21 protein-coding genes are annotated in these 25,947 nt (G+C 34.7%); 13 read left to right on the top strand and 8 right to left on the bottom strand.

Annotated elements, in window-relative coordinates; all coding sequences use genetic code 11:
• Position 1: 1 nt before the first annotated feature.
• From GXM17_RS03710 to GXM17_RS03690, 5 genes are all read right to left on the bottom strand, one after another.
• Complete coding sequence (locus GXM17_RS03710; RefSeq protein WP_244307333.1) at positions 2–1,756, bottom strand: type VI secretion system Vgr family protein; 1,755 nt, start codon at positions 1,754–1,756, stop codon at positions 2–4.
• A 256-nt stretch (positions 1,757–2,012) separates the two neighbouring features.
• The gene (locus GXM17_RS03705; RefSeq protein WP_163397950.1) at positions 2,013–4,562 is read right to left on the bottom strand and encodes a sodium-translocating pyrophosphatase; all 2,550 of its coding nucleotides are present in this window, start codon (positions 4,560–4,562) and stop codon (positions 2,013–2,015) included.
• Between the two features lie 111 nt (positions 4,563–4,673).
• Positions 4,674–5,204: an inorganic diphosphatase gene (locus GXM17_RS03700; RefSeq protein WP_163397949.1), complete on the bottom strand. Its 531-nt coding sequence runs from the start codon at positions 5,202–5,204 to the stop codon at positions 4,674–4,676.
• Between the two features lie 703 nt (positions 5,205–5,907).
• On the bottom strand, positions 5,908–8,409 hold the full coding sequence (locus tag GXM17_RS03695) for a DUF5686 and carboxypeptidase-like regulatory domain-containing protein (RefSeq protein ID WP_163397948.1): 2,502 nt from the start codon (positions 8,407–8,409) through the stop codon (positions 5,908–5,910).
• Between the two features lie 69 nt (positions 8,410–8,478).
• Positions 8,479–9,456 (bottom strand): pyruvate dehydrogenase complex E1 component subunit beta, encoded by a 978-nt coding sequence (locus GXM17_RS03690; protein ID WP_163392137.1) that lies wholly within the window; start codon positions 9,454–9,456, stop codon positions 8,479–8,481.
• Between the two features lie 481 nt (positions 9,457–9,937).
• On the opposite strand from GXM17_RS03690, the gene GXM17_RS03685 reads away from it, so the two are divergent.
• From GXM17_RS03685 to GXM17_RS03670, 4 genes are all read left to right on the top strand, one after another.
• A complete protein-coding gene (locus GXM17_RS03685) occupies positions 9,938–10,684 on the top strand; it encodes an electron transfer flavoprotein subunit beta/FixA family protein (protein ID WP_163397947.1) in 747 nt (248 codons plus the stop codon).
• A gap of 71 nt (positions 10,685–10,755) precedes the next feature.
• The gene (locus GXM17_RS03680) at positions 10,756–11,724 is read left to right on the top strand and encodes an electron transfer flavoprotein subunit alpha/FixB family protein (RefSeq protein ID WP_163397946.1); all 969 of its coding nucleotides are present in this window, start codon (positions 10,756–10,758) and stop codon (positions 11,722–11,724) included.
• A 161-nt stretch (positions 11,725–11,885) separates the two neighbouring features.
• Positions 11,886–12,509, top strand: coding sequence for a bifunctional nuclease family protein (locus GXM17_RS03675; protein ID WP_163397945.1), 624 nt, complete (start codon positions 11,886–11,888; stop codon positions 12,507–12,509).
• A 55-nt stretch (positions 12,510–12,564) separates the two neighbouring features.
• Positions 12,565–13,416: a thymidylate synthase gene (locus GXM17_RS03670; protein ID WP_163397944.1), complete on the top strand. Its 852-nt coding sequence runs from the start codon at positions 12,565–12,567 to the stop codon at positions 13,414–13,416.
• A gap of 35 nt (positions 13,417–13,451) precedes the next feature.
• Here GXM17_RS03670 and GXM17_RS03665 read toward each other — a convergent pair whose 3' ends face one another.
• Entirely contained in the window at positions 13,452–13,748 is a 297-nt protein-coding gene (locus GXM17_RS03665) for an isoamylase early set domain-containing protein (protein ID WP_163397943.1), read from the bottom strand.
• A 238-nt stretch (positions 13,749–13,986) separates the two neighbouring features.
• Here GXM17_RS03665 and GXM17_RS03660 point away from each other — a divergent pair, with 238 nt between their 5' ends.
• From GXM17_RS03660 to porT, 4 genes are all read left to right on the top strand, one after another.
• Complete coding sequence (locus tag GXM17_RS03660; protein ID WP_163397942.1) at positions 13,987–14,331, top strand: 2TM domain-containing protein; 345 nt, start codon at positions 13,987–13,989, stop codon at positions 14,329–14,331.
• Positions 14,332–14,343: 12 nt separating this feature from the next.
• A complete protein-coding gene (locus GXM17_RS03655) occupies positions 14,344–14,826 on the top strand; it encodes a dihydrofolate reductase (RefSeq protein ID WP_163397941.1) in 483 nt (160 codons plus the stop codon).
• A gap of 559 nt (positions 14,827–15,385) precedes the next feature.
• Positions 15,386–16,117 (top strand): bifunctional demethylmenaquinone methyltransferase/2-methoxy-6-polyprenyl-1,4-benzoquinol methylase UbiE, encoded by a 732-nt coding sequence (gene ubiE, locus GXM17_RS03650; RefSeq protein ID WP_163397940.1) that lies wholly within the window; start codon positions 15,386–15,388, stop codon positions 16,115–16,117.
• 1 nt (position 16,118) lies between these two features.
• The gene (gene porT, locus GXM17_RS03645; protein WP_163397939.1) at positions 16,119–16,826 is read left to right on the top strand and encodes a type IX secretion/gliding motility protein PorT/SprT; all 708 of its coding nucleotides are present in this window, start codon (positions 16,119–16,121) and stop codon (positions 16,824–16,826) included.
• 9 nt (positions 16,827–16,835) lie between these two features.
• Here porT and GXM17_RS03640 read toward each other — a convergent pair whose 3' ends face one another.
• Complete coding sequence (locus GXM17_RS03640; RefSeq protein ID WP_163397938.1) at positions 16,836–17,561, bottom strand: TrmH family RNA methyltransferase; 726 nt, start codon at positions 17,559–17,561, stop codon at positions 16,836–16,838.
• A gap of 39 nt (positions 17,562–17,600) precedes the next feature.
• Between GXM17_RS03640 and tamL the strand changes: the two genes are divergently transcribed.
• From tamL to GXM17_RS03620, 4 genes are all read left to right on the top strand, one after another.
• A complete protein-coding gene (tamL, locus tag GXM17_RS03635) occupies positions 17,601–20,156 on the top strand; it encodes a translocation and assembly module lipoprotein TamL (protein ID WP_163397937.1) in 2,556 nt (851 codons plus the stop codon).
• Positions 20,157–20,215: 59 nt separating this feature from the next.
• A complete protein-coding gene (gene fbaA, locus GXM17_RS03630) occupies positions 20,216–21,283 on the top strand; it encodes a class II fructose-bisphosphate aldolase (protein WP_163397936.1) in 1,068 nt (355 codons plus the stop codon).
• A 103-nt stretch (positions 21,284–21,386) separates the two neighbouring features.
• Complete coding sequence (accD, locus tag GXM17_RS03625) at positions 21,387–22,241, top strand: acetyl-CoA carboxylase, carboxyltransferase subunit beta (protein WP_163397935.1); 855 nt, start codon at positions 21,387–21,389, stop codon at positions 22,239–22,241.
• An 82-nt stretch (positions 22,242–22,323) separates the two neighbouring features.
• Positions 22,324–22,953 carry a hypothetical protein gene (locus tag GXM17_RS03620; protein ID WP_163397934.1) on the top strand — a complete coding sequence of 210 codons (630 nt, stop codon included), beginning with the start codon at positions 22,324–22,326 and terminating at the stop codon, positions 22,951–22,953.
• Positions 22,954–22,977: 24 nt separating this feature from the next.
• Here the strand turns inward: GXM17_RS03620 and GXM17_RS03615 are convergent, their stop codons facing one another.
• Positions 22,978–24,225: an ABC transporter permease gene (locus tag GXM17_RS03615; protein ID WP_163397933.1), complete on the bottom strand. Its 1,248-nt coding sequence runs from the start codon at positions 24,223–24,225 to the stop codon at positions 22,978–22,980.
• A gap of 165 nt (positions 24,226–24,390) precedes the next feature.
• Here GXM17_RS03615 and purH point away from each other — a divergent pair, with 165 nt between their 5' ends.
• Entirely contained in the window at positions 24,391–25,917 is a 1,527-nt protein-coding gene (purH, locus tag GXM17_RS03610; RefSeq protein WP_163397932.1) for a bifunctional phosphoribosylaminoimidazolecarboxamide formyltransferase/IMP cyclohydrolase, read from the top strand.
• Positions 25,918–25,947: the final 30 nt, after the last annotated feature.

Below are 25,947 nucleotides of genomic sequence, written 5' to 3'. Positions count from 1 at the left end.
ATTAAAAGAAATTTGATTTTTCGACACTATTTATTTCTACCGTTTTATTAGTGCTTTCTAAAAGCATATTTTCTTTGGTGCTAAAAATGGTAACTTCTTCAGCATGTTGTGTTGATTCTAATGAATGCCTAATATATTCCTTTTCTATTATCTCTGTTTTATTATTTGCACTCTCAGTAAAATCTCCTGCTGCATTAATATTTACATCATTACCTGCACTTTGTGAAATATCTTTACCTGCATCAACATCAACATTCTCACCTGCACTCACAGAAACATTTTTACCTGCTGTAATAATGATATTCTCCCCTGCATCAAACGTCAGATTCTTTGGCGCACTTACATTAGTATTTCCATTCCCATCCATAAAATATTTATTCCCGCTTGGATCTTCAATCAAAATACTTCCATCTCCGTCGTTCAAAATAAATTTGATTCCTGAGCGGGTATGAATCGCCTTAACATTATTCTGGCCATCTGCATAACCGCTAGACTGACTTCCATTATATTGTGTCCCTAAAACATACGGATTCTGTGCATTTTTTCCTTCAAAACCTACCAAAACCTCTTCATCGATTTCCGGAATAAAATAAAATCCTTTTCCCGAGCCTGAATGTGGTTGAATCATTCGAATCCATTCACTTGAATGGTTTCCGCCTGCCCAGTTGAACTGCACTTTTACACGTCCTAACCCTTCCGGGTCGTTGTTGTCTTTTACTTTGGCTGGCTGTGTGTCTGCTTTGGCAAATGTATGTACATCTGTATAATGTGGTGCTGCAACGTCTGCCGGAATAGCTTTGAAATGACACGCATAGTTTCCATGTACCTCTGAGCGGTGTTGGGATTCAATAACGATAAGCTCATGCTCAACGGTTTGGTTTACGATACTGAAAACCTGTCCAAGTCCTAACGGAAAATAAGAAGTACCGCTGTAATATACGCTATTGGCATCACTTCCTGCGGTTTGCAGTCTGACCATTTCTTCGATTTCTTCACTGCTTTGGGCATTGGTGGTGAAAGTTCCGTTATTCAAATCATTTTGAGCAACCGTTCCCTGATTGTGCCCTACAACGGCAGAGAAGCTGTCTTTGCTCCCTGTAGAAGTTCTCGCTGAGGCATTACGAATATTGGCGGCTCCGCTATAATCATAACCTCCTAAAGAAATTTTATGCGAAGCTATATTCGCCTGTATTTTAAAACTATGCAGCGAAGCTCCGTTGATGAGTTTTACCTGAATGGTTTTCGTTTGCCCGAACTGCATCCGCATTCCGTCAAAATAGAACCATTGCCCGTAACGTCTGGCTAATCGTTTTAAGAAATCAAAATTGGTTTCATTATACTGAGCTACGTATTTGAACTCCTGAAGATAGGTGGATTTTATAGCATCTCTTTCATAGAATTCTCCAGGACCTTCGGCTAAAATATCCAGCACGATATCATCCATCCTTCTTTGCTTGAAGGTTCTTGATTTTTTCATATCAGCCAGTACTATACTGTGGCTGATGCCTTTGACATGTAATCCTTCGGCACTTCCGTGAAGATCTATAGAAGAAAGTTCTGTAATGATTCCTTTGCTCATCAAACGGATTCCCGTAAGGCTTTTAAAGGTAAAAATAACTTCATCCCCAAGATAGGTTCTGATTGCCTTTGCCTGATCTGCCGGATTGATGATCGCGTTGCCGGTATATTGCCAAACAAAAGAAAAATGATGGTGATCGGCCATCTTCTGTGACAATTCTAAGTTATGATAAACCACGTTTTGGGTAAAGCTACCTATATTGATGTGTACCTGATCTGAAAAATGTGCAATATGTCATTTGGGGATAAAATTTAAGTAAGAATTTATTTTCAAAAATAAAACTTAAATTTACTTTTACAAATGTTTTATCAATAATTATGTAAATATTTTATTACACTGTTAAACATCCGCATCAATGCAATATTGGCATAAAAAAACGCTGTAAAAAAAAAAATTTACAGCGTTGGATGATTGATGGTTCTTTAAAGAATATTTATTTCGCAGCTTCAATTTTGGCTTTTACATCAGCTTCAGTTCCTTCATAAACTTCTGTAGTTGTTTTACCGTTTTCGGTTTTCGTTACAGTTCCTACCGTAACTCCATTTGTGGTAGACAAATTAACCTCAACACGTTTTTTATCGTATTTACTGGTATCAAAACAATCTGTTCTTTGATGAGCGTATTTTCCGTTTGCATCAAAGTGAGCCAGACATTTTGCAGTTTCTTCGGCAGAACAACCTTTTTCTTTGCACATTTTGATACATTCTTCTTTTGTCATCCCTGACATATCTCCGCATTTAGAAATTCCTCCTGCATGCATCTCCATTTTACAGCAGGAACTTTTTGCGGCAATATCTAACGGAGCATGTCCTTCTCCTAAAATAGGTGCAATTACCAATCCGATCAAACAAGTCAGTTTAATTAAAATGTTCATCGACGGTCCGGAAGTATCTTTGAACGGATCACCTACTGTATCTCCGGTTACTGCTGCTTTATGTGCATCAGAACCTTTATAAGTCATTTCACCGTTGATCATCACTCCTGCTTCAAAAGATTTTTTAGCATTATCCCAGGCACCTCCGGCGTTATTTTGGAAAACTGCCCAAAGAACTCCTGAAACGGTAACACCGGCCATGTACCCTCCTAACATTTCAGCAATTATCTGATTATTGTCTGCATAGACTAATTTCCCTAAAAGTACAATCGCAATTGGAAACCCAATAGTCAAAACTCCCGGAAGCATCATTTCGCGTAAAGCGGCTTTTGTCGAAATTTCAACACATTTTCCGTATTCCGGTTTTGCTGTTCCTTCCATAATACCGGGAATTTCCTTAAACTGACGACGTACTTCATAAACCATATCCATTGCTGCTTTTCCAACAGAATTCATTGCTAAAGCTGAGAAAACAACCGGAATCATTCCACCGACAAATAACATGGCTAGTACAGGTGCTTTAAAAATATTGATTCCGTCAATTCCTGTAAAGGTTACATAAGCTGCAAATAATGCTAATGATGTTAAAGCAGCAGAAGCGATTGCAAAACCTTTTCCTGTAGCCGCTGTCGTATTTCCTACCGAATCTAAAATATCTGTTCTGGTACGAACTTCTTTTGGTAATTCGCTCATTTCCGCTATTCCTCCGGCATTGTCAGAAATTGGCCCGAAAGCATCAATCGCTAACTGCATTGCTGTAGTTGCCATCATCGCTGAAGCCGCCAGAGCCACTCCATAGAATCCCGCCAAAGCGTAAGAAATCCATATCGCAACAGCAAACAATAATACAGTTGGAAAAGTAGAAACCATTCCGGTCGCCAAACCTGCGATTACGTTTGTTCCGGCTCCTGTCGATGATTTCTGAACAATAGCTAATACCGGTTTTGTTCCTAATCCTGTATAATATTCGGTGACTGATGAAATGGCCCCACCAACCACTAGTCCAACTAAAGTCGCATAGAAAACACGCATTGAAGAAATATACTTAGAACCTTCACCGAAAAAACTCATTTGCATCGTTTCCGGCAACATATATTGTACTAAAAAGAAACAAGCAACAGCTGTTAAAACAATCGAAACCCAGTTTCCTATATTTAATGCTTTTTGCACTTGTGCTTCTTTTGCACTATCATCTGATATTTTTACAACGGTAGTTCCAATGATTGAAAATAAAATTCCAAAACCGGCTATTGCCATTGGAAGTAAAATAGGACCGATTCCGCCAAAAGCATCATTAATGCTTCCGCCCATATCCTTTATCACATAGTTACCTAAAACCATGGCGGCTAAAACGGTTGCCACATACGATCCGAACAAATCGGCTCCCATACCCGCAACGTCACCTACATTATCCCCCACATTGTCTGCAATTGTTGCCGGATTACGCGGATCATCTTCCGGGATGCCGGCTTCAACTTTACCCACCAAATCGGCACCAACATCGGCTGCCTTGGTGTAAATTCCTCCTCCAACACGTGCAAATAAGGCGATTGATTCTGCCCCAAGTGAAAATCCTGCTAAAGTTTCTAAAACAACGGTCATTGTATCAGTATCTTTCCAGACTCCGCCGGAGAAAAGATTAAAGAAAATTATGAAAAAGGCTGTCAAACCTAAGACAGCCAAACCTGCAACTCCAAGCCCCATTACAGTTCCGCCTCCAAAAGAAACTTTCAATGCCTGAGGTAAACTTGTTCTGGCTGCCTGAGTGGTTCTAACGTTTGTCTTAGTTGCTATTTTCATCCCTATATTACCTGCATAAGCTGAAAATAATGCTCCAAAAATAAATGCTACTACGATTAATAAATGTGTTTTTACACCAGGAATAAAAGTAATACCCGCCAAAGCAATACTTGCAATAATTACAAAGATGGTCAATAGTTTATATTCTGCTTTTAAGAAGGCTAAGGCACCTTCGTAGATATAATCTGAAATTTCTTTCATCTTACCGTCGCCGGCATCTTGTTTTAAAACCCAACTCCTTTTTATTCCCATGAAAAGTAATCCTAAAACTGCCATTGCAATAGGCAGGTAAATCATAAATGCATTCATAATTATCAATGGTTATTGGTTAATAGTCAACAAACTAACTAAACGAATTTAAACAAAAAAGCAATACTCTTAACGGAGTATTGCTTTTTTTATAAAATATGAAGACTAAAATTATCTAATACTAAATAATCCTTCTGGTTTGTTCTCAATTTGATTAAAACGCTCTGTACATTCTTTAATAATTGCGAATGCCTCGTTTACATCTCCCCATCCTTCTACATCTACTTTTTTGTTTTCAAGATCTTTGTAAACCTGGAAGAAATGCTCGATTTCTTTTACTAAGTGTACATTAATATCACTTAAATCGTTTAATTTATTCCAAATTGGATCTGAAACCGGAACACAAATGATTTTTTCATCCGGACCTTTATCATCTGCCATGTGGAAAACTCCGATGGGTTTAACTTCCATTACACATCCTGGGAAGGTTGGTTCGTTAATCAAAACCAATACATCAAGAGGGTCGCCATCAAGAGCCAAAGTTTCAGGAATAAATCCGTAATCTGCAGGGTACATCATTGAAGAGAATAACATTCTGTCGAAACGCATTCTTTTGATTTCAAAATCGTACTCATATTTATTTCTGCTTCCTCTTGGTATTTCGATCAATACATCGAAAGTTGTTAGTTTGTCTGCGGTCATTTTTACTTTTTATTATTTCTATAATTTGTTCCCGATACTATTTAAATTTTGGTTGTCAGGAACCCACATTATTTCATCGGAATATTATTTTAATTTTGTGGGTTTCGGTTGCAAAAGTAACCAAACAATCCTTTTTTACAATGAAAAAAGTGCATTAATCTATATACTTTATTCATTATTTAATATACTTTTCTTTTATCTAACAGATAGTTAATAGGTAATCTTGCGATTTTGCTTAATTAAGTAATTTGCCAAAACAAATAGGTCTCATAAGATCTCTAAGGGTTTCACTGCTCAGCATCTATTTCCGTGTCTTTTTTATCCGTCTTTTTTAAAAGTAGTTTACGCTAAATCAATATATAACTGTTGTTCAAGAATTAATAATACCAAAGTTTCAAAACCCTTAAGACATTTTAGAATAGTTGTCAATGGTATTTCCTGATGATTTTCTTAAATATTGGATTCATATATTTATAAAAAATCGATTCCTGCATAAAAGTTTTTTTTAGCCCCGATAATAGTGGAAATCCTTTTGTGTCGGGGTTCGACACAAAAGATTGTAACGGATAGCGGGATTAGCTTCTAAAATAAATAAAAAAGAATTTCGTAAAGACACAGAGAATCAAGGAATTTAAAAAACTTAGCGACTTGGCGTCTTTGCGAGATTATAAAGTTTGAACTTTACTTAATCTTTATTAAAATATTAAAAATAAAATCCGAAAGATCCTTTTACTGCAAATCTCGTAGCATCCGGCATATCTAAATAATTTCCTCTCCATGAAAAATCAATTCTGAAAACCTTAAAGATATTCCCTATTCCGGCATTGTACTCCCAATATATATTTTCAGGCGCATTATAAGGAAGTCCTGAAGCGTTTATAGCACGGTTTTCATCAGAAATTGTTCCGTGAACAGCTCTTATACCTACAAACTCTCTCCAGTTTAACTTTCTCATGAATGGAATCCTGGCAAATATCCTTCCTCCAAAATCATGGTTCCATTGCACCGTTGTATATTGATCAGTAATAAATTCATAGAAATTCAAATTACTAAATGTATTCTCAATAGTCCAGTAGGTCTGGTTACCCGGAACTACACTCATTAAGCCTAACGGAATTGTACCAAAAGTTTTTCCTGTTTCCAAAATAATATTTGTACGTCCTAAAGGTCCGATAATAATTGGCTGTTTATAATACAATTGCACTTTTTCATAAGCAAAATCGCTATTCAAAACCCCTTTTAAACCATAACTGAAATTAACAAAGAAATGACTAAACGGACTGTCAACAAGATCTCTTTCAACACCATACCCTATAGTTTTACGGTTTGGCATTAATTCAAACTGAATATTAGCCTCAGATTGTGTCACTTTACTTTCTACAACACCGGCAGGGTTTGCAGGAGTTGGCAAAGTAGTATAATAATCCATACTAAATGTATTAGAAGCAGACTCCAATGTTCTGTATGACAAACCAGCCTGAACAATAAAGTTTTTCATAGGCTCCATTTCTACGGAAACATTACTCAGATTAATGTTAGTCAATTTTCCGTTGCTTCCTGAAGTAAATAAAGCCGAAGAAGCAAAACTTCTGCCCAGAACATCATTTGTTGTGGTAAGACTTGCTCCAATCTGTTCTATGTCGCGCCTGTTTCCTCCAGAAATAATAAGTCTTTTTTTCTTGTCCAGCATCCATTTCCCGGAAACACCGTATTTGAATTTATTATCCTCAAAACCATAAGCAGTATAGGCTTGTATACGCCATGGATCATTTGGCCCAAAATAGGTTCTTCCTCCAACTCTTAATCGCAAACCTTCAACCTCATTATAGCCAAAAGTTGAGAAAATAGGTCCATAATCGAAATTCTTGAATTCGACATATCCGCTTCCCAAAATTGAGACAATATTGTACAGCTGCTTGAATTTTTTGACGGTCTGCAAAGTATCCAGCATTTTGTAAATCCCCTGCTCGTCTTTGTTTAACTTCTCAAAACGATTTTCTTCCCAAAATTCATCCGGTCTTTGATATACGGCGTTATCTATAAAATTAACTTCTTCTTTATAAAATTTCTCCGGTTTCTGAATATTAAATTTATGATTTCGATATAAAGTCGTTCGTTTTCCATATACTCCTTTTGATTTTTCTTTTTTGTTTAAAGCAAAATCAGACATCATATAATCACGGGTTAAAAGGAAAACCGAGTCATTCTCTACTTCAAATTCCTGTTCAATATAAATATCTTTTACCCAGTTAATATTGGCACTTTTGGTAACGCCCATATTAATTTTTTTGATAGCAAAAGTCGTGTCATTTACCCAGAAATCTCCTTTAAAAGTCAATTCGTTTTTACGTCTTGGATAAAAAACGATATTATAGCACCATTTTTTATCAATAAAAGCACTGTCTTTCAATACATAGTTATACACATCAATTCCGGTTTTTGAAAGCGGGCTTGTAAAACTTTTATCAAAAAATTTAAGGTGATTATCGTAAATATTATAGTCTGAGTAAAGGTCTTTTACGAAAGATAAAATTTGCTGGTTGTTATTGAACCCGGACATTTTATTCCCCGTAATATTTTCTTTTACTTTCTTTAATTTATTATCCCCATACACATCATAAACCGATTCGTTTATAAAAATGGGCAAATAGGTTTTTCCGGTAACATCAGAAGTATCCACATGATTGAAAACAAACTCCATTCCTTTGAAAAGTTTGTTTTTCATAAAAGCACTGTCAATCGTATTCATATCGAACTCAACTTTCTCGTACTTCTGCATCTGATACTGATTGAATTGATATAGACCGTTTTTACGTTTCCTTTCCCAAATCTTCCTCAAAATATCTAATGCCGGATTGTTCTTTTTTGAAGTTTTACCGGTAAAAATAACAACCTCATTAAGTGCCTGAGGTTCGCTCAAAACAATTTTGAAATTATAATTTACAGCTTTTTCAAGAGGAACCTCTTTATCTGAAAATCCTGCAGAAGTGACTAACAAAGCGGTATAAGTATTTGGTGACTCTAAATAAAAACGTCCGTCTTCATTAGAAACTATCCCTGTATTTGAACCCTTGAAAACTACATTTGCAAACGGAACAGGCTGATTGGATTTATCCAAAACAATTCCACTCACTTTAGTTTGCGCAAAAACATGGTTTGCGAAAGCAAATACAAAAAACAGGCTGAGTAAAATTATTCTTTTCATATTCCGGCAAAAAAAAACTTCATCAATTGACTAATGAATGATGAAGTTTTTATGAGTATGTATGTATTATTATTTGTACATTACTTTTTTTACTGCTTTCACTACATCACCAGCATTAGGTAACCAGTCTTTCAGTAAAACAGGTGAATAAGGTGCAGGAGCATCAGCCGTTGTAATACGCTGAATTGGCGCATCAAGGAAATCGAAAGCCTGCTCTTGTACAATATAGGTAATTTCAGATGAAATACTTGCGAATGGCCATGCTTCTTCTAAAATTACCAAACGATTAGTCTTTTTAACTGATTTTAAGATTGCTTCATTATCCATCGGACGAACAGTTCTTAAATCGATGATCTCACAAGAGATTCCCTCTTTAGCTAATTCATCAGCAGCAATAAAAGCTTCTTTGATGATTTTTCCGAAAGAAACGATTGTTACGTCTGTACCTTCACGCTTCACATCAGCAACACCAATTGGAATTACGTATTCTCCGTCCGGCACTTCTCCTTTATCTCCGTACATTTGCTCAGATTCCATAAAAATTACAGGATCATTATCACGAATTGCAGATTTCAAAAGCCCTTTTGCATCGTAAGGTGTTGAAGGAACGATAACTTTAAGACCCGGAGTATTTGCAAACCAGTTTTCTAAAGCCTGAGAGTGAGTAGCTCCTAACTGACCTGCAGAAGCAGTTGGTCCGCGGAAAACGATAGGCACATTAAATTGTCCTCCTGTCATCTGACGCATTTTAGCAGCATTATTTATAATTTGATCAATACCAACTAAACAGAAGTTGAATGTCATATATTCTACAATTGGCCGGTTACCGTTCATTGCAGATCCTACTGCAATTCCTGTAAAACCAAGTTCAGCAATTGGAGTATCGATTACTCTTTTTTCGCCAAACTCAGCAAGCATTCCTTTTGAAGCTTTGTATGCTCCGTTGTATTCTGCAACCTCTTCGCCCATTAAATATATGGATTCATCGCGACGCATTTCTTCGCTCATCGCTTCGCAAATGGCCTCTCTAAATTGTATTGTTCTCATAGTTGTATGTTATATTCTTTTTTCTGATGAGCAAAAATAAATATTTTAAATAACTTAAAAGCATAAATTGAGTTTAAAATCGCAGTAACTTCTCCTTCTTCTTTCACTTTTAACTTTTTAAAGTTTATTGTGATATTTACAAAATAGATATACCGCTATTTTTTTTCACTAAAAGATATTTTATAAAAACTCCCTTTTATCAATTTTATTCTAAAAAAGATAAAAATCTTTTTTGATGTCATCCCGGCAAACATTATTAATTGACTATCATTAAGTATTGTACATACTTTAAAAAATTTAATCTGATGAATAAATGTATAAGATTTAAAATTTTGGCTGCGTTTCAGGCTTACTTATTTGCTGCAAATAAGCCATTTTCGAAATCGTAATAGTTTTTAAAATATTATGCATGCATAGTATAATTATTCCAAATTAAATTCTAAATTTGTAAAAGCATATTATAAATTCAAAATATATACTTATGAAAATATTAGTTTGCATCAGCCATGTGCCTGATACTACTTCAAAAATCAACTTTACAAACGGCGATTCAGAATTTGATACAGCCGGCGTACAATATGTAATTAATCCCAACGACGAATTTGGTCTTACACGCGCTATCTGGTTCCAGGAGCAGCAAGGAGCAACTGTTACCGTAATAAATGTTGGAGGTCCTGATACTGAACCAACTTTACGTAAAGCACTGGCAATTGGTGCAAACGAAGCAATTCGTGTAAACGCAAATCCAACTGACGGTTTTTTTGTTGCAAAACAATTGGCGGAAGTCATTAAAAATGGCGGATATGATCTTGTAATTGCAGGCAAAGAATCTCTTGATTATAATGGCGGAATGGTTCCGGGAATGATTGCAGGAATTTTAGGCTCTAACTTTTTAAACTCATGTACTTCTTTAACTGTTGATGGAAATAATGTAAAAGCAATTCGCGAAATTGACGGTGGAAAAGAAACTGTAAGCACTACCCTGCCTTTAATTATTGGTGCTCAAAAAGGCCTTGTTGAAGAAAAAGATTTACGTATCCCGAACATGAGAGGAATTATGACAGCAAGAACAAAAGCGCTTACTATTCTTGAGCCAGTTGATGCTCCTTTAAATACTAAAGCGGTGAAATTTGAAAAACCAGCTCCAAAATCAGCAGTAAAATTAATTGCTGCAGATAATTTAGATGAGTTAATCAATTTATTACACAACGAAGCGAAGGTAATCTAGTATTCAGTAATCAGATTTTTAGTGTTCAGTTTTTTCAATCTGAAACTTTAAACTTTAAACAAAAAAACAGTATGTCAATATTAATATATGCAGAATCTGCAGAAGGAAAATTTAAAAAAGTAGCTTTCGAATTAGCTTCTTATGCTAAAAAAGTAGCAGAATCATTAGGAACTACCGTTACAGCTTTGACTGTAAACATTAGCGATGTTAGCGAATTAGCAAAATACGGAGTTGACAAAGTTCTAAAAGTAAACAATGACAAACTCGCTGGTTTTAATGCAAAAGCTTACGCTGATGTTATTAAACAAGCAGCTCAAAAAGAAGGAACAAAATTAGTTTTGCTTTCTTCGACTACAGACAGCATTTACCTTTCACCATTGGTAGCCGTGGCTTTAGAAGCGGGTTTTGCTTCGAATGTGGTTGGATTACCCGTAAGCACTTCTCCGTTTCAGGTAAAAAGAAATGCTTTTTCAAACAAAGCTTTCAACATTACAGAAATCAGTACAGATGTAAAAGTTCTTGGCCTTGCAAAAAACTCTTATGGTATTTTCGAAAGTGCAGGAGCTGCGACCGAAGAAGATTTTAACCCTTCAATTGGAGACAATGATTTTGGTGTAAAAGTAGATTCTGTAGAAAAAGTGTCCGGAAAAGTTTCTATTGCCGATGCAGACATTGTAGTTTCAGGAGGACGCGGATTAAAAGGCCCTGAAAACTGGGGACTAATCGAAGATTTAGCAGCAGTATTGGGTGCCGCAACCGCATGTTCAAAACCAGTTTCTGACTTAGGATGGAGGCCCCATGAAGAACACGTTGGACAAACAGGGAAACCAGTTGCAACAAACTTATATATTGCTGTAGGGATTTCAGGAGCTATTCAGCATATTGCAGGCATCAACTCATCAAAAGTAAAAGTCGTTATCAATAGCGACCCTGAAGCACCTTTCTTCAAAGTTGCCGATTACGGAATTGTGGGAGACGCATTTGAAATTGTACCTCAGTTAACAGAGAAATTAAAAGCTTTCAAAGCACAACATTCCTAATTTAAAATCTATTCAAAAATATAGCTGCCTAAAAACAAGATAATTGTATCTTTGTTTTAGGTAGCTTTTTTGTTCCACATTTTTTGATTAAAATTGCACCTTTATTTTCCAATCAAAAAAAATATTAAAATGTGGGTTAAACCCCAGTTTTACAAACATATATGAGTCTAGTAAAATTATCCATAAAAGGAATATCATACAGTCAAACTCAAAATGGCGCTTATGCCTTAATTTTGAACGAAGTTGATGGCGAAAGAAAACTACCTATTGTTATTGGCGCTTTTGAAGCCCAGTCGATTGCTATTGCCTTAGAAAAAGAGATAAAGCCCCCCCGCCCATTAACACATGATTTGTTTAAAAACTTCGCAGAAAGATTTGATATCGTTGTAAAACAGGTCATTATACACAAGCTTGTAGATGGTGTATTTTATTCAAGTTTAATATGCGAAAGAGACAAAATCGAAGAAATTATAGATGCCAGAACATCGGATGCTATTGCATTGGCATTACGATTCAGTGCGCCAATATTTACTTATAAAAATATTTTAGATAAAGCCGGAATTTACCTTAAGTCCAATACTGGTGAAAATGACCCGGGATCACAGGAAATTGATGACGTACTTTCTAATCCGGAAACTTTTGGTCACGAAGAAGAAACGAACCAGTCCGGAGATGTGTATGCTAAACACAGTTTACAAGAGTTAAATGATCTTTTAGATCAGGCCGTTTCTCAGGAAGATTACGAAAAAGCCGCTAAAATAAGAGACGAAATCTCAAGAAGATAAATTCAATTTTAAATTTTAGACTTAGATTTCAGAAATAATTATTTAGATTTTTAGAATGAAACAATACTTAGATTTAGTAAAACACGTTTTAGAAAACGGCAATCAAAAAGGAGACCGAACCGGAACCGGAACAAAAAGCGTTTTTGGCTATCAGATGCGTTTTGATTTAAATGAAGGTTTTCCAATGGTTACAACTAAAAAACTTCATTTGAAATCGATTATTTACGAATTGCTTTGGTTTTTAAAAGGGGATACTAACATTAAATATCTTCAGGAAAACGGAGTAAAGATCTGGGATGAATGGGCTGATTCAAATGGTGATCTTGGACCTGTTTACGGACATCAGTGGCGCAATTGGAATAGTGAAGAAATTGATCAAATCTCTGAATTGATTGCAGAATTAAAAACAAACCCAAATAGTCGCAGAATGCTGGTTTCTGCATGGAATCCATCAGTTTTACCTGACACAAAAAAGTCATTTGAAGAAAATGTAGCCAACAACAAGGCTGCTTTACCTCCTTGCCATGCTTTTTTCCAATTTTATGTTTCAAGTCCCAATACTGAAAAGGGAGAAAAAAGAGGGAAACTATCCTGTCAATTGTACCAGCGAAGTGCTGATATTTTTTTAGGCGTTCCTTTTAACATTGCTTCTTATGCATTATTAACCATGATGATCGCTCAGGTTTGCGATTTAGAATACGGCGAATTCATTCATACCTTTGGAGATGCACATATTTACAACAATCATTTTGAGCAATTGGAACTCCAACTGTCACGTGAGCCAAAACCATTGCCAAGAATGATTTTAAATCCGGAGATCAAAAACATTTTTGATTTTGATTATAATGATTTTACTCTTACAGACTATGACCCACACCCTGCTATAAAGGGTAGTGTTGCTGTATAAAAAACGGAAATCCGCTTGAATTCAAGCGGATTTTTTTATATTACTAAAACACTATTTTCACTTCCTGCAAAATCATTCCACTTGTAATCATCTGCTTCCGGGTCGTTAATATACAGCCCATCAACTACATACTTAAACTCATAAATTGCATCTTTAACTAATTCATAAGTAGCTTTAAAGGTTCCGTTTTTTAATTTACTCAAAGTCCCTTCTTCTATATTCCAGTTATTAAAATCTCCGACTACAGCTGCAGAACTGGCATCTTTCGCTTCAATTGCAAATGTTACTTTACAAACTGGTTTCGTTTTTACAAATTGCTTTTTTAAAGACATAACTGTTTCATTTTTAGGTTTATATCCCAAAGTTCGCAAATTCATTTGAGTAAACAATGATTGCCGGTATGAATTATCATTATGACAATCCAGAACTTTTTTTTTACAGTATCATTAAATTTAAGCTCTAAAATCTAAAAATTCGAATTTATAGTCGGTTTTGACCAAAATATTATTTATTTAAAATGGTGAGTTTTCAAAATAAATTATAACTTTATAATCTTATTTTGAATAAATTATGGAAAAAGAAGTACACGAACAATACGAGTATGCCCGTAAAAGAATAAGGCAAAAAAAAGCATTATATTTTCATTTGGTACTTTTTCTTTTGGGGAGTTTATTTTTATTTGTTGCAGATAATTTTTGTGGTCTTCGGATCAGGACGGCTCAAAATTGGAGCATTTGGATTATTACACTCTGGTTTTTTATTTTTATTTTGCACTTCATAAAAATTTATATAACTGACAGGTTTATGAACAAAAAATGGGAACGAGAGCAAATTGACCGCTTGGTTGTATTGCAGCAAAAACGAATTGCCCAATTAGAGTCATCCATTAACGACAATCCTGAAAACAAAATTTAGTTTTGATATAATATGCTTATAATGATAGCGGCTGTTGCCGAAAACAATGCACTGGGAAAAAAAAATAAATTAGTCTGGCATCTCCCTAATGACTTTAAAAGATTTAAATCCCTTACTACCAATCACCACATCATAATGGGAAGAAAAACTTTTGAAAGTTTTCCAAAACCATTGCCAAACAGAACACATATCGTAATTTCCAGACAGGAAAATTATAATCCGGGAGGGTGTATAGTGGTTGACAGTATCGAAAAAGCGATTGCAATGTGCCCTGATAATGAAGATTCATATATTATAGGAGGAGGAGAAATCTATACTTTAGGATTACAATATGCGGATATAATTGAAATAACACGCGTACACCACTCTTTCGAAGCAGATGCTTTTTTTCCTAAAATTAATGACAGGGAATGGCAACTGGTAGAATCTGAAGCTAACTTTAAAGATGAAACCCATCTTTATGATTATACGTATGAAACATACATTAAAAAATAAAAAAACATCCTCAATTACTTGAGGATGTTTTTATATAAATCCAATGATAAGAGCAATGACCTACTCCAGAAACAATATTTGATAACATAAAATAAAAATTACAAATATTAAAAATACTCCTGACAGGAATATTATAACATTTGATATTTTTTGAGAGTACATCTCAAAAAAACCCTTAATACCAAATACCACGAAGGTACTAAAGGCAAAGAAAATTAAAATTTCCAAAAACAAATTTAATCCTAAGAACGTATTTTGCGCTTTAAATACAATACTGCTCTCAAAAACAGTACTTTCAAAACAGCTTACAAGAACAAATGAGATGCTAAACGCAAGGAGCACCCATTTGATTTGGGTCATTGTGCCTCTATTTATCATTGAAAAAATATTAACATTTTTACAGATGCTAAATTCACCAATAAATACTTTACCTACAATACCCACTTTTAGTGATTTTACAAAAACAGCCCTTTCAATGTCTGAAAAACATTTTCCATCCTATTTAAGAAACACAATTGCAGTTAAATAGTTTATGCTATATTTGTCGTAAATAAAAAAAATGTCTGAAAAAATAACTCCGTACAAAAATTCAACATTAGGCAAAAAAGAGCAAGTTGCACAAATGTTTGACACTATATCAGGAAACTACGATAATTTAAATCGTGTGATTTCATTTGGAATAGATGTAAAATGGCGTAAAAAAGTTTTGAAAATAGTCTCCAGTTCAAAACCTAAAATCATACTTGACATCGCTACCGGAACCGGAGACCTGGCTATTTTGATGGCACAAAGCAATGCTGAAAAAATTATCGGTTTAGATATTTCTGCCGGGATGCTGGAAGTGGGAAGAAAAAAAATAGAAGAAAAAAAACTTTCTGACCGCATTGAACTGATTCTTGGGGATTCTGAGAACATACCTTTTGAGGACAATTATTTTGACGCCATTACCGTTGGATTTGGTGTCAGAAACTTTGAGAATTTAGAAAAAGGTTTTGCTGAAATTTTAAGAGTTTTAAAACCAAACGGGGTATTTGTGATACTCGAAACTTCAGTTCCTGATAAAACGCCCTACAAACAAGGATATCGTTTTTACACCAAAAATATACTTCCGGTTATAGGAAAATTATTTTCTAAAGATACTTCTGCTTATGGATATTTATCAGAATCTGCTGCTGCTTTTCCGTATGGAGAAGCTCTGAACAATATTTTGAGAAAAATTGGGTTTATAGATGTTGTGGCAATGCCTCAGACTTTTGGAGTTGCAACCCTATATTCTGCTTCTAAAAAATAGTATGAAAAAAACAGTAGTCTTAATTTTATTAGTATTATCGGCACAGGGATATTCACAATTTGCTAAAAGTATGTTTAGCAAAGATCCTATTATTAACCTGGAAAACTGGCAAAAACAACGCCTTTACTTTGGATATTATTTAGGTTTTAACAGCTTTGATTTTAAGTTTGATTACAAAGAAGTTGCTCAGGATATTCAGGTAAAAAAAACAACAGGATTTAATGTTGGGGTTGTTGCAGATTTGAGACTGCAGGAATACATAAATTTACGTTTCGAACCAGGTTTATACTACACAAAACGTGATTTGTATTATCCTGAAATGCCTTTAGAAAGTGATTATTTAAGAGAGGTTAACAGTACTTATATTCATTTTCCGTTACTATTAAAGTTTTCGGCTTTGCGTACCGGAAACATTCGCCCGTATTTAACAGGCGGATTTTCTACCACTCTGAATTTATCCAGTAATTCAAAATCTAAAGATGATAACTTTGAAGGAACATTCAGAACTAAAGCCTGGAGTTCTGCCTATGAAATTGGTTTCGGTATCGATATTTTTTCTGAATATTTTATCTTTTCTCCTTCTATAAGAGGAATGTTTGGCATAACCGATGAATTAATTCGTGATAATCCGGGTCAGGCCAGCCCATGGACCGACAACATTGATTCTATGAAATCGAGAGCCATTTTAATAAATTTCACTTTTCATTAAAACAAATTCCTAACTATTTCGTTTAAATTCACTGAGAACAATAGCGGTGGCGGTGGCTACATTTAAACTTTCGGTTTTTTGTAGTTTACCAAATCTGGGAATTGTGAGTCGGGTTGTTACTGTTTTTTCAATCTCTGCAGAAATGCCATTGGCTTCATTACCCATAATAATGATTCCGTTGTGAGGCAATACAGATTGATAAATGTTTTCGCCATTCATAAAAGTTCCAAATACAGGTAATTTTGTGTTTGTTATAAAAGATTTCAAGTCAACATAATTGACATTTACTCTGGCAATAGAACCCATTGTCGCCTGCACGACTTTTGGATTGTAAATATCAACCGTTTCTTTTGAGCAAATAATTTGTTGAATTCCAAACCAGTCACAAAGCCTTAAAATGGTTCCTAAATTTCCCGGATCCCGAATATCATCTAAAGCTAAAATTAAGTCTGAATTGATTATTTTTTTTTCGGCAGGAATTTTGAATACGGCTAAACATGTATTTGGAGTGGATAAAGCACTTATTTTTTTAAGTTCTTGTTCTGTAATAGGAATGCGTTTTGAGCCAGCTGTTTCAAAATCATTTAGTGTTGTGAATAAATACTCTAATTCAAAATTGGACTGCAGCAATTCCTGAATTACCTTTATTCCTTCGGCAAAAAACAATTGATTAGCAAAACGTTGCTTTTTTTGATGTAAACCTGTTATAAGTTTTATTTGGTTTTTACTAATCATAAAATATAATGTACTTTTGAATTAAATATTTAAAAACACTTGAAAAAGATTTTTACAAAAATAACAGCATTTATTCTAATAGCAATACTTATTTGCGCCTGTAATGCTGTGAAACGAGTTCCGGACGGAAAAAATTTACTCATAAAAAATGATATTATCGTAAACGGCAAATCCTCTAATGATGAAACTGCCTCCAATCAGATGTATCAAAAACCAAACAGTAATTTATTAGGGTATCGTCTGCGTTTAAATTTATATAATCTGGCAAAATTAAATCCTGATTCTACCTATCAGGCAAAATTTAAAAACAACCCGGGCAAATATGAGCGTCAGTCTAAAATATTATCTGCTAAACAGGTAGATCGTCTTGGACAGTCTTTTTTATATAAAGGAGTTCATGAGTTTTTAAAAAGAACCGGCGAGCCTCCTGTTATTATTGATACTTCAAAAACTAAAAAAACCTTACTTCGCTTAAAATCCTATTATTTCAACAATGGTTATTTCAATGTAGCCATGAATTATGATATCGACAGTGTTGGTTATAAAAGAGCAAAAATAAATTACAATATCACAACCGGAACTGCTTATACTTTGGATTCTATCAGACGAAGCATTAGCACACCCGCTTTAGATTCATTGTATAAAACAAACCCCGAGCCTTCTATATTAAAATCAGGAAATCAATTTAAAACCAGTGATTTTGAAGAAGAAAAAAATCGTATTACGACCTATTTTAGAAATCACGGAGCCTACTATTTCCAGCCTACATATGTTACTTTTGACATTGATACCATTGGCAAAAAAAACAAAGCAGATATCAATTTAATCATCAAGGATAACAGCATACAGGAAAAAGATTCCAGCAGGACAGAACCTTTTAAATTATATAAAATAAGTGACGTTAACATTTATACCGATTATTCTCCAGCACGTGCAAAAAGCAAAATTAAAGACAGTACAACTTACAACAACTTTAATTTATACAGTTATGACAAATTAAAATACAAGCCACGCGCTATTACAGATGCTATTTTTATCTCAAAGGGAGGTACTTATGCCGATTTCAGAACTACTCTTTCCTCACGTTATCTGAATAATCTGAAAATTTTCAATTATCCATCTATACAATACGAGGTTGACAAACGAGATTCGACAGCACAATCCTTAATAGCAAAGGTTTATTTGACTCCAAGAAAAAAATACAGCTTTGGAGCTACTTTAGATTTAACTCATTCCAACATTCAGGATTTCGGAATTGGAGCCAGTATTTCAGAAACAATCCGGAATGTATTTAACAGGGCAGAAACCTTAGAAATTTCTGCACGTGTAAACGTAGGCTCATCAAAAGACATGGCCAATCCTAATGATAATTTCTTTAATGTTTCAGAATACGGGCTTGACATGAAGCTTAATTTCCCTAGAATTTTAATGCCTTTTGGAACTGAAAAAATTATTCCGAAAAGCATGATTCCTTCTACATCAATAGCGGCAGGTTTTTCTAAACAAAGAAACATCGGACTGGACAAAGAAAGCTTCACTGGCGGGCTTTCCTATCTTTGGTCTCCAAAAAGATACAATACTGCAAAATTAGACCTGTTAAATGCTCAATATGTCCGTAACCTTAACCCTGACAATTATTTTATGGTTTATACTTCTTCTTATGATGAATTAAATAATATAGGAAGCGTTTACAACATCAACCCGGATTATGTTGATAGTAATGGAAATCTAAAAATAAACGAGGGGACTACAGGATTTACTGACGATGTAATAAATGACAGAACAGCTTTAAGGCAACAAGACAGTGAATACCAAGAAGTAGAAAGCATTGAAGAAAGAAGAGTCCGGCTTACCGAAAATGACTTTATTCTGGCTACCAGTTATACCTTCACAAAAACAACTAAAAAGGACTTAGCTGATAATACTTTTTATCAGTTTAAAACCAAAATAGAATCAGCGGGGACTTTATTATCGGCCATTTCAAGTGTGGCAAGCCTGCCTAAAAATTCAAATGGCAATTACGATATTTTTAACCTGGAATATTCAGAATACATAAAAACCGAATTTGACTACATCAAGCACTGGGATTTTGGCAAAGAAAAAGTATTGGCTGTAAGAAGTTTTTTTGGTATTGCTATTCCTTTTGGAAATTCAGATTACATTCCTTTTTCGCGAAGTTATTATTCCGGAGGATCAAATGACAATCGTGCCTGGCAGCCTTATGCCTTAGGTCCGGGAAGTACAAATGCTGTAAATGATTTTAATGAAGCCAATATGAAACTCGCCCTTAGTGGTGAATTCAGGTTTAAAATCTTTGGAGATGTCAAAGGAGCAATTTTTGCTGACGCCGGAAATATCTGGAATGTGCTCGACAATGTGACGGATGAAAAAGCAAAATTTTCCAGCTTAAACGATTTCGATGAAATTGCTTTAGGTTCCGGATTTGGTTTACGCTATGATTTGAGCTTTTTTGTTATTCGTTTAGATTTAGGCTTCAAGACTTATAATCCGGCGCATGACAAGGGAGACAGGTGGTTTAAAGAGTATAATTTTGGACACTCCGTTTTAAATTTTGGGATAAATTATCCATTCTAATGCTAATTAATTCTTATTTTTGCAACCTAAAAACCTAAAAACAACTAAAAAAAATTACAATGGCACACAATATCAAACCAGGAGTGGCTACAGGAGATCAGGTACAGGAAATCTTTAATTATGCAAAAGAAAAAGGATTTGCACTTCCGGCAGTAAACGTTACCGGATCCAGCACAATTAATGGAGTTCTTGAAACTGCAGCAAAACTTAATGCTCCGGTTATCATTCAATTTTCAAACGGAGGAGCCCAATTCAACGCTGGAAAAGGATTATCGAATGCAGGTGAAAAAGCAGCAATCGCCGGAGGAATCGCTGGAGCAAAACACATCCATACTTTAGCAGAAGCTTACGGGGCTACCGTAATTTTACATACTGACCACTGTGCAAAAAAGTTATTGCCTTGGATTGATGGCTTGTTGGATGCATCTGAAAAACATTTTGCAGAAACAGGAAAACCATTATTCAGTTCTCATATGATCGATTTGTCTGAGGAGCCAATCGAAGAAAACATTGAGATCTGTAAAGAATATTTGGCCAGAATGAGCAAAATGGGCATGACATTAGAAATCGAGCTTGGTATTACAGGCGGTGAAGAAGATGGTGTTGACAACTCTGATGTTGACAGTTCAAAATTATACACTCAGCCAGAAGAAGTAGCTTATGCTTACGAAGAATTATCTAAAGTAAGCCCTAAATTTACTATTGCTGCTGCATTTGGAAACGTTCACGGTGTTTACAAACCAGGAAACGTGAAATTAACTCCAAAAATCTTAAAAAATTCTCAGGATTTCGTACAACAAAAATTCAACACAGGACATAACCCGGTAGATTTCGTTTTCCACGGAGGATCAGGTTCTACACTTGAAGAAATCAGAGAAGGTATCAGCTACGGAGTTATCAAAATGAACATCGATACAGATTTACAATTTGCTTTTACAGAAGGTATCCGCGATTATATGGTAAAAAATGTTGAGTACTTAAAAACTCAAATTGGTAACCCGGAAGGAGCTGATGTACCTAATAAAAAACATTACGATCCAAGAAAATGGGTTCGTGAAGGCGAAGTAACGTTCAATGCAAGATTGGAACAAGCTTTTGCTGATTTGAATAATGTAAATACGTTATAACAAGTATTCAGTATGCAGTTTTAAGTGTTCAGTGTTTGAATACTTAAAACTGATTACAACTGAAAACTGAAATTTTATTACTGAACACTGAATACTAAAAGAAATGGCTTGGTTTAAAAGACAGGAAAAAGGGATTACGACCGCTACTGAAGATAAGATGGACGTTCCGAAAGGATTGTGGTACAAATCTCCTACTGGAAAAATTATTGATGCTGACGAATTGGCGAGAAATTTGTTCGTGAGCCCTGAAGATGATTTTCACGTTCGGATTGGAAGCGCAACCTATTTTGAAATTTTATTCGACAACAACGAATTTGTTGAGTTAGATAAAAACATGACATCAAAAGATCCTTTGCACTTTGTGGACACAAAGAAATATGCAGAAAGATTGAAAGATGTTATGGAAAAAACTCATCTAAAAGACGCTGTACGTACGGGAGTAGGAAAATCTAAAGGAAGAGAACTTGTAATCTGCTGTATGGATTTCGCTTTTATTGGCGGATCTATGGGTGCGGTTGTAGGTGAAAAAATTGCAAGAGGTATTGATCACGCGATCAAAAACAAACTGCCTTTTGTTATGATTTCTAAATCTGGTGGAGCTCGTATGATGGAAGCTGCTTATTCTTTAATGCAATTAGCAAAAACTTCTGTAAAATTGGCTCAATTAGCTGAAGCTAGATTACCTTATATTTCTCTTTGTACAGACCCAACAACGGGTGGAACAACTGCATCTTACGCAATGTTAGGAGACATTAACATCTCTGAGCCGGGTGCTTTGATTGGTTTTGCCGGACCTCGTGTTGTACGTGATACTACAGGAAAAGATTTACCGGAAGGTTTCCAAACTGCTGAGTTCTTATTAGAGCACGGTTTCTTAGACTTTATCACGCCTAGAAAAGAATTGAAAGATAAAATCAACTTATATATCGATTTGATTCAGAATAATGATATTAGATAGCATTATGCTATTTAAAAATACAAATCCCATTTGCAAATTTTGTAAATGGGATTTTTTTATATCTTTATTTTAAATCAATACTATGAAAAAAATATTTTCCGGTTTATTAATTTGTTTAATAATGATGAATTGTTCTAAAAAAGAAAACACCAACCTCAACACTCCGTATGTAATTTCTAAAAAAGACATTCTCACTAATATCTCCAACAAACCAAGAGACAAAAACATTCCTCCACCTCCACCAATACCAGGATGGCTAGCTTATGGAACAAATACTTTCATCATTGATACTGATTCAAAAATCTATTATTTCCAAAGAAATAAAATTGGACGTATTTGTATAAATGGTCGATTTGATACAATTCCCTATTTTATAGACTTGCAACCCAAAGACCTAATTGAAATACCCAATAATGCAATTTCTGATTTTGTAAAATTAAACTATAAAGATGATTTTCGAAATTTAACCTTTATCTCGTCAAAACTGGATACTTTAAAATCAGAAAACTATTTTGTCTTAGTTAAAGCAATTGAATCTTCTTTAAAAGAAAATGATTTTTATTTCATAAGAAGAACAACTCAAGAAGAAGACACAGTATTGAAATATAAGAAAAATAATATTTCTTATTATTCTGAAGAAATTAAATGGGACAAAAACAGAATTACATTTCCTTTCATAAAACCAATTTTAAAGCCTCAACAAACACCTTAGAATCCAGCGCATTCCTTCTAAGATCTACATCCCCGTCCGAATAGCTTCAACAGGATCCAAATTAGCAGCAGAAATTGCCGGAAGAATTCCGGATATTAACCCGATAAGTGCAGCCAGGGTTGTTCCTAAAATTATATTTCCAAAGCTTAAGACAAATTCAAAATCGAGTGCTTTTGTTAAGATAAATGCAATTCCCCAAACCATCAGTAAACCGATAATTCCTCCAATTACAGAAAGAATTATAGCTTCAAATAAAAACTGAAATAAAATGAATCGGTTTTTAGCTCCCAGTGATTTCTGGATTCCAATTAGATTGGTTCTTTCTTTTACTGACACAAACATAATATTGGCAATTCCGAAACCTCCGACTAAAAGAGAAAATCCGCTGATAATCCATCCTACAACATTCATCTGACCTAAGATTCCATCTATAAAATCTGTAAAACCGGAAAGCACGTTGATAAAAAAGTTGTCCATCTCCCCTGCTTTCATTCCACGAATTGCTCGTAGTTTTTGTGCAACTTCGGCTTTATAAGCATCCATATCGACACCTTTTACCGGTTTTAAAACAATTACAGGCGTCATTGCGTCACTATCCCCGTACATTCGGCGTAAAAAATTAGCCGGAAAATAAACAGACGTATCATTACTGTCTCCAAAAAATCCGGCACCTTGTTTTGCCATTACGCCAATAACAGTAAAACGCTGTCCGTACAAACGAATATTTTTTCCTACAGGATCACTGTCTCCAAAGAGTCCGCTGGCAATATCATAGCCTAAAACAATTACCGGAGTTCCTGAATTTGATTCCGATTCATTATAAAATCTTCCTTTATCAAAACTCAGTCCGTCAATATCAACCATTTCAAATGAAGAAGGAATCATATTTACATCAGCAACAGTTTTCGAATCGTATTTTAAAGTTTCACGATTTACGAAAAGCTGATATCCCACCTGATCAGTATTATTTAGAGAATTTTTTAAGGCAACATATTCATCATATTTCACATTTGGAAACTGTTCTCTTTTCCATTGTGGAATTTCCGAAGGTCCAAAGTTATATTTCATTAAATAAATCGTATTTTTATCCAAACTGCTCAAATCTTTAGATATTTTCCTGTCGAGAGAATCGACTGCGGCCAATACGGCAATGATTGAAAAAATTCCAATTGTAACCCCTAACAGCGACAGCAAAGTACGCAATTTATTATTTCGTAAAGCATTAATAGCAAAGCTCAGACTTTCTTTCAACAATCTTAGATAAAGAAGCATATAATCGTATTTTTCAATTAAGTAAAATTCAATATTTTAAAAACAAAAACCTAATAAAAGTTAACCTGCTCATCAGTAGATTTTTTTAGCATAATGTTACATTAATTTTCTTTAAAATAATATATAAAAAAACTACTTTTGCAGTCTGAAAATCATAACTACACAATGAGCACAACTAAAAAAATACAATCAGCGTTAATATCTGTTTTTTCGAAAGATGGATTAGAACCAATCGTTAGAAAATTACACGAACAAAATGTAACACTTTATTCAACTGGAGGAACTGAAGATTTTATTAAAAACTTAGGAATACCTGTAGTTCCGGTTGAAGACATTACATCTTTTCCTGAGATTCTTGGTGGAAGAGTTAAAACTTTACATCCAAAGATTTTTGGAGGTATCTTGAACCGTCAGGATAACGAAAGTGACGTTCAGCAAATGAAAGAATTTGAAATTCCTCAGATTGATTTGGTAATTGTTGATTTGTATCCTTTTGAAAAAACAGTTGCTTCCGGTGCAAGTGAACAAGATATTATTGAGAAAATTGACATTGGCGGAATTTCACTAATCCGTGCCGGTGCAAAAAATTTCAAAGACACAGTTATTGTTGCTTCTGTTAATGAGTACAGCTTACTTTTAGACCTAATCACAGAACAAAACGGAAGCACAACTCTTGAAAACAGAAGATTATTTGCTTCAAAAGCCTTCCACGTTTCTTCTCACTATGACGGAGCTATTTTTAATTATTTCAACACAGACGAGACTATTTACAAAGAGAGCATTGCAGATGGTCAGGTTTTGAGATATGGCGAAAACCCACATCAAAAAGGATTTTTCTTTGGAGATTTTGACGCAATGTTCAAAAAAGTTCATGGTAAAGAATTGTCATACAATAATTTATTAGATGTTGATGCCGCTGTTAATTTAATTGCAGAATTTAAAACAGACGGACCAACATTTGCTATTCTAAAACACAATAACGCTTGTGGATTAGCTTCAAGAAAAACAATCAGCGAGGCTTATTTAGCAGCTTTGGCTTGTGACCCAACTTCTGCTTTTGGCGGAGTATTAATTTCTAACTCAAAAATTGATTTAGAAACTGCACAGGAAATCAACAAATTATTCTGCGAAGTTGTAATCGCTCCGGCTTATGACGATGAGGCAATTACAGTTTTGCAGGAAAAGAAAAACAGAATCATATTAGTTCAAAATGAAGTTGAATTACCTTCAAGACAAGTAAGAACATGTCTTAATGGTTTGTTAATTCAGGACAGAAATAATATTACTGATACTAAAGAGCATTTAAAAACCGTTACAACTACAGAGCCTACTGCTCAGGAAATAGAGGATTTGATCTTTGCTTCTAAAATTTGCAAGAATACAAAATCAAATACGATTGTTTTTGCAAAGAACGGAACATTGATTTCATCCGGAACTGGTCAGACATCCAGAGTTGATGCTTTGATTCAGGCAGTTGATAAAGCAAAAGCTTTCGGATTTGATTTAAACGGTGCTTCTATGGCAAGCGATGCTTTTTTCCCTTTTCCGGATTGTGTTGAATTAGCCAAAAAAGCAGGAATAACAGCAGTAATTCAGCCAGGCGGTTCGATAAAAGATGAATTAAGCATAAATTATTGCAACGAAAATAATCTTGCAATGGTATTTACAGGAACACGTCATTTTAAACATTAATTTGTTTAACTTTGTTCAATAAAATTATTT

Origin of the sequence: Flavobacterium fluviatile (assembly GCF_010645065.1) — a bacterium.
GTDB classification, from domain to species: Bacteria; Bacteroidota; Bacteroidia; order Flavobacteriales; family Flavobacteriaceae; genus Flavobacterium; species Flavobacterium fluviatile.
This window is presented reverse-complemented; position numbering and strand designations above follow the sequence as displayed.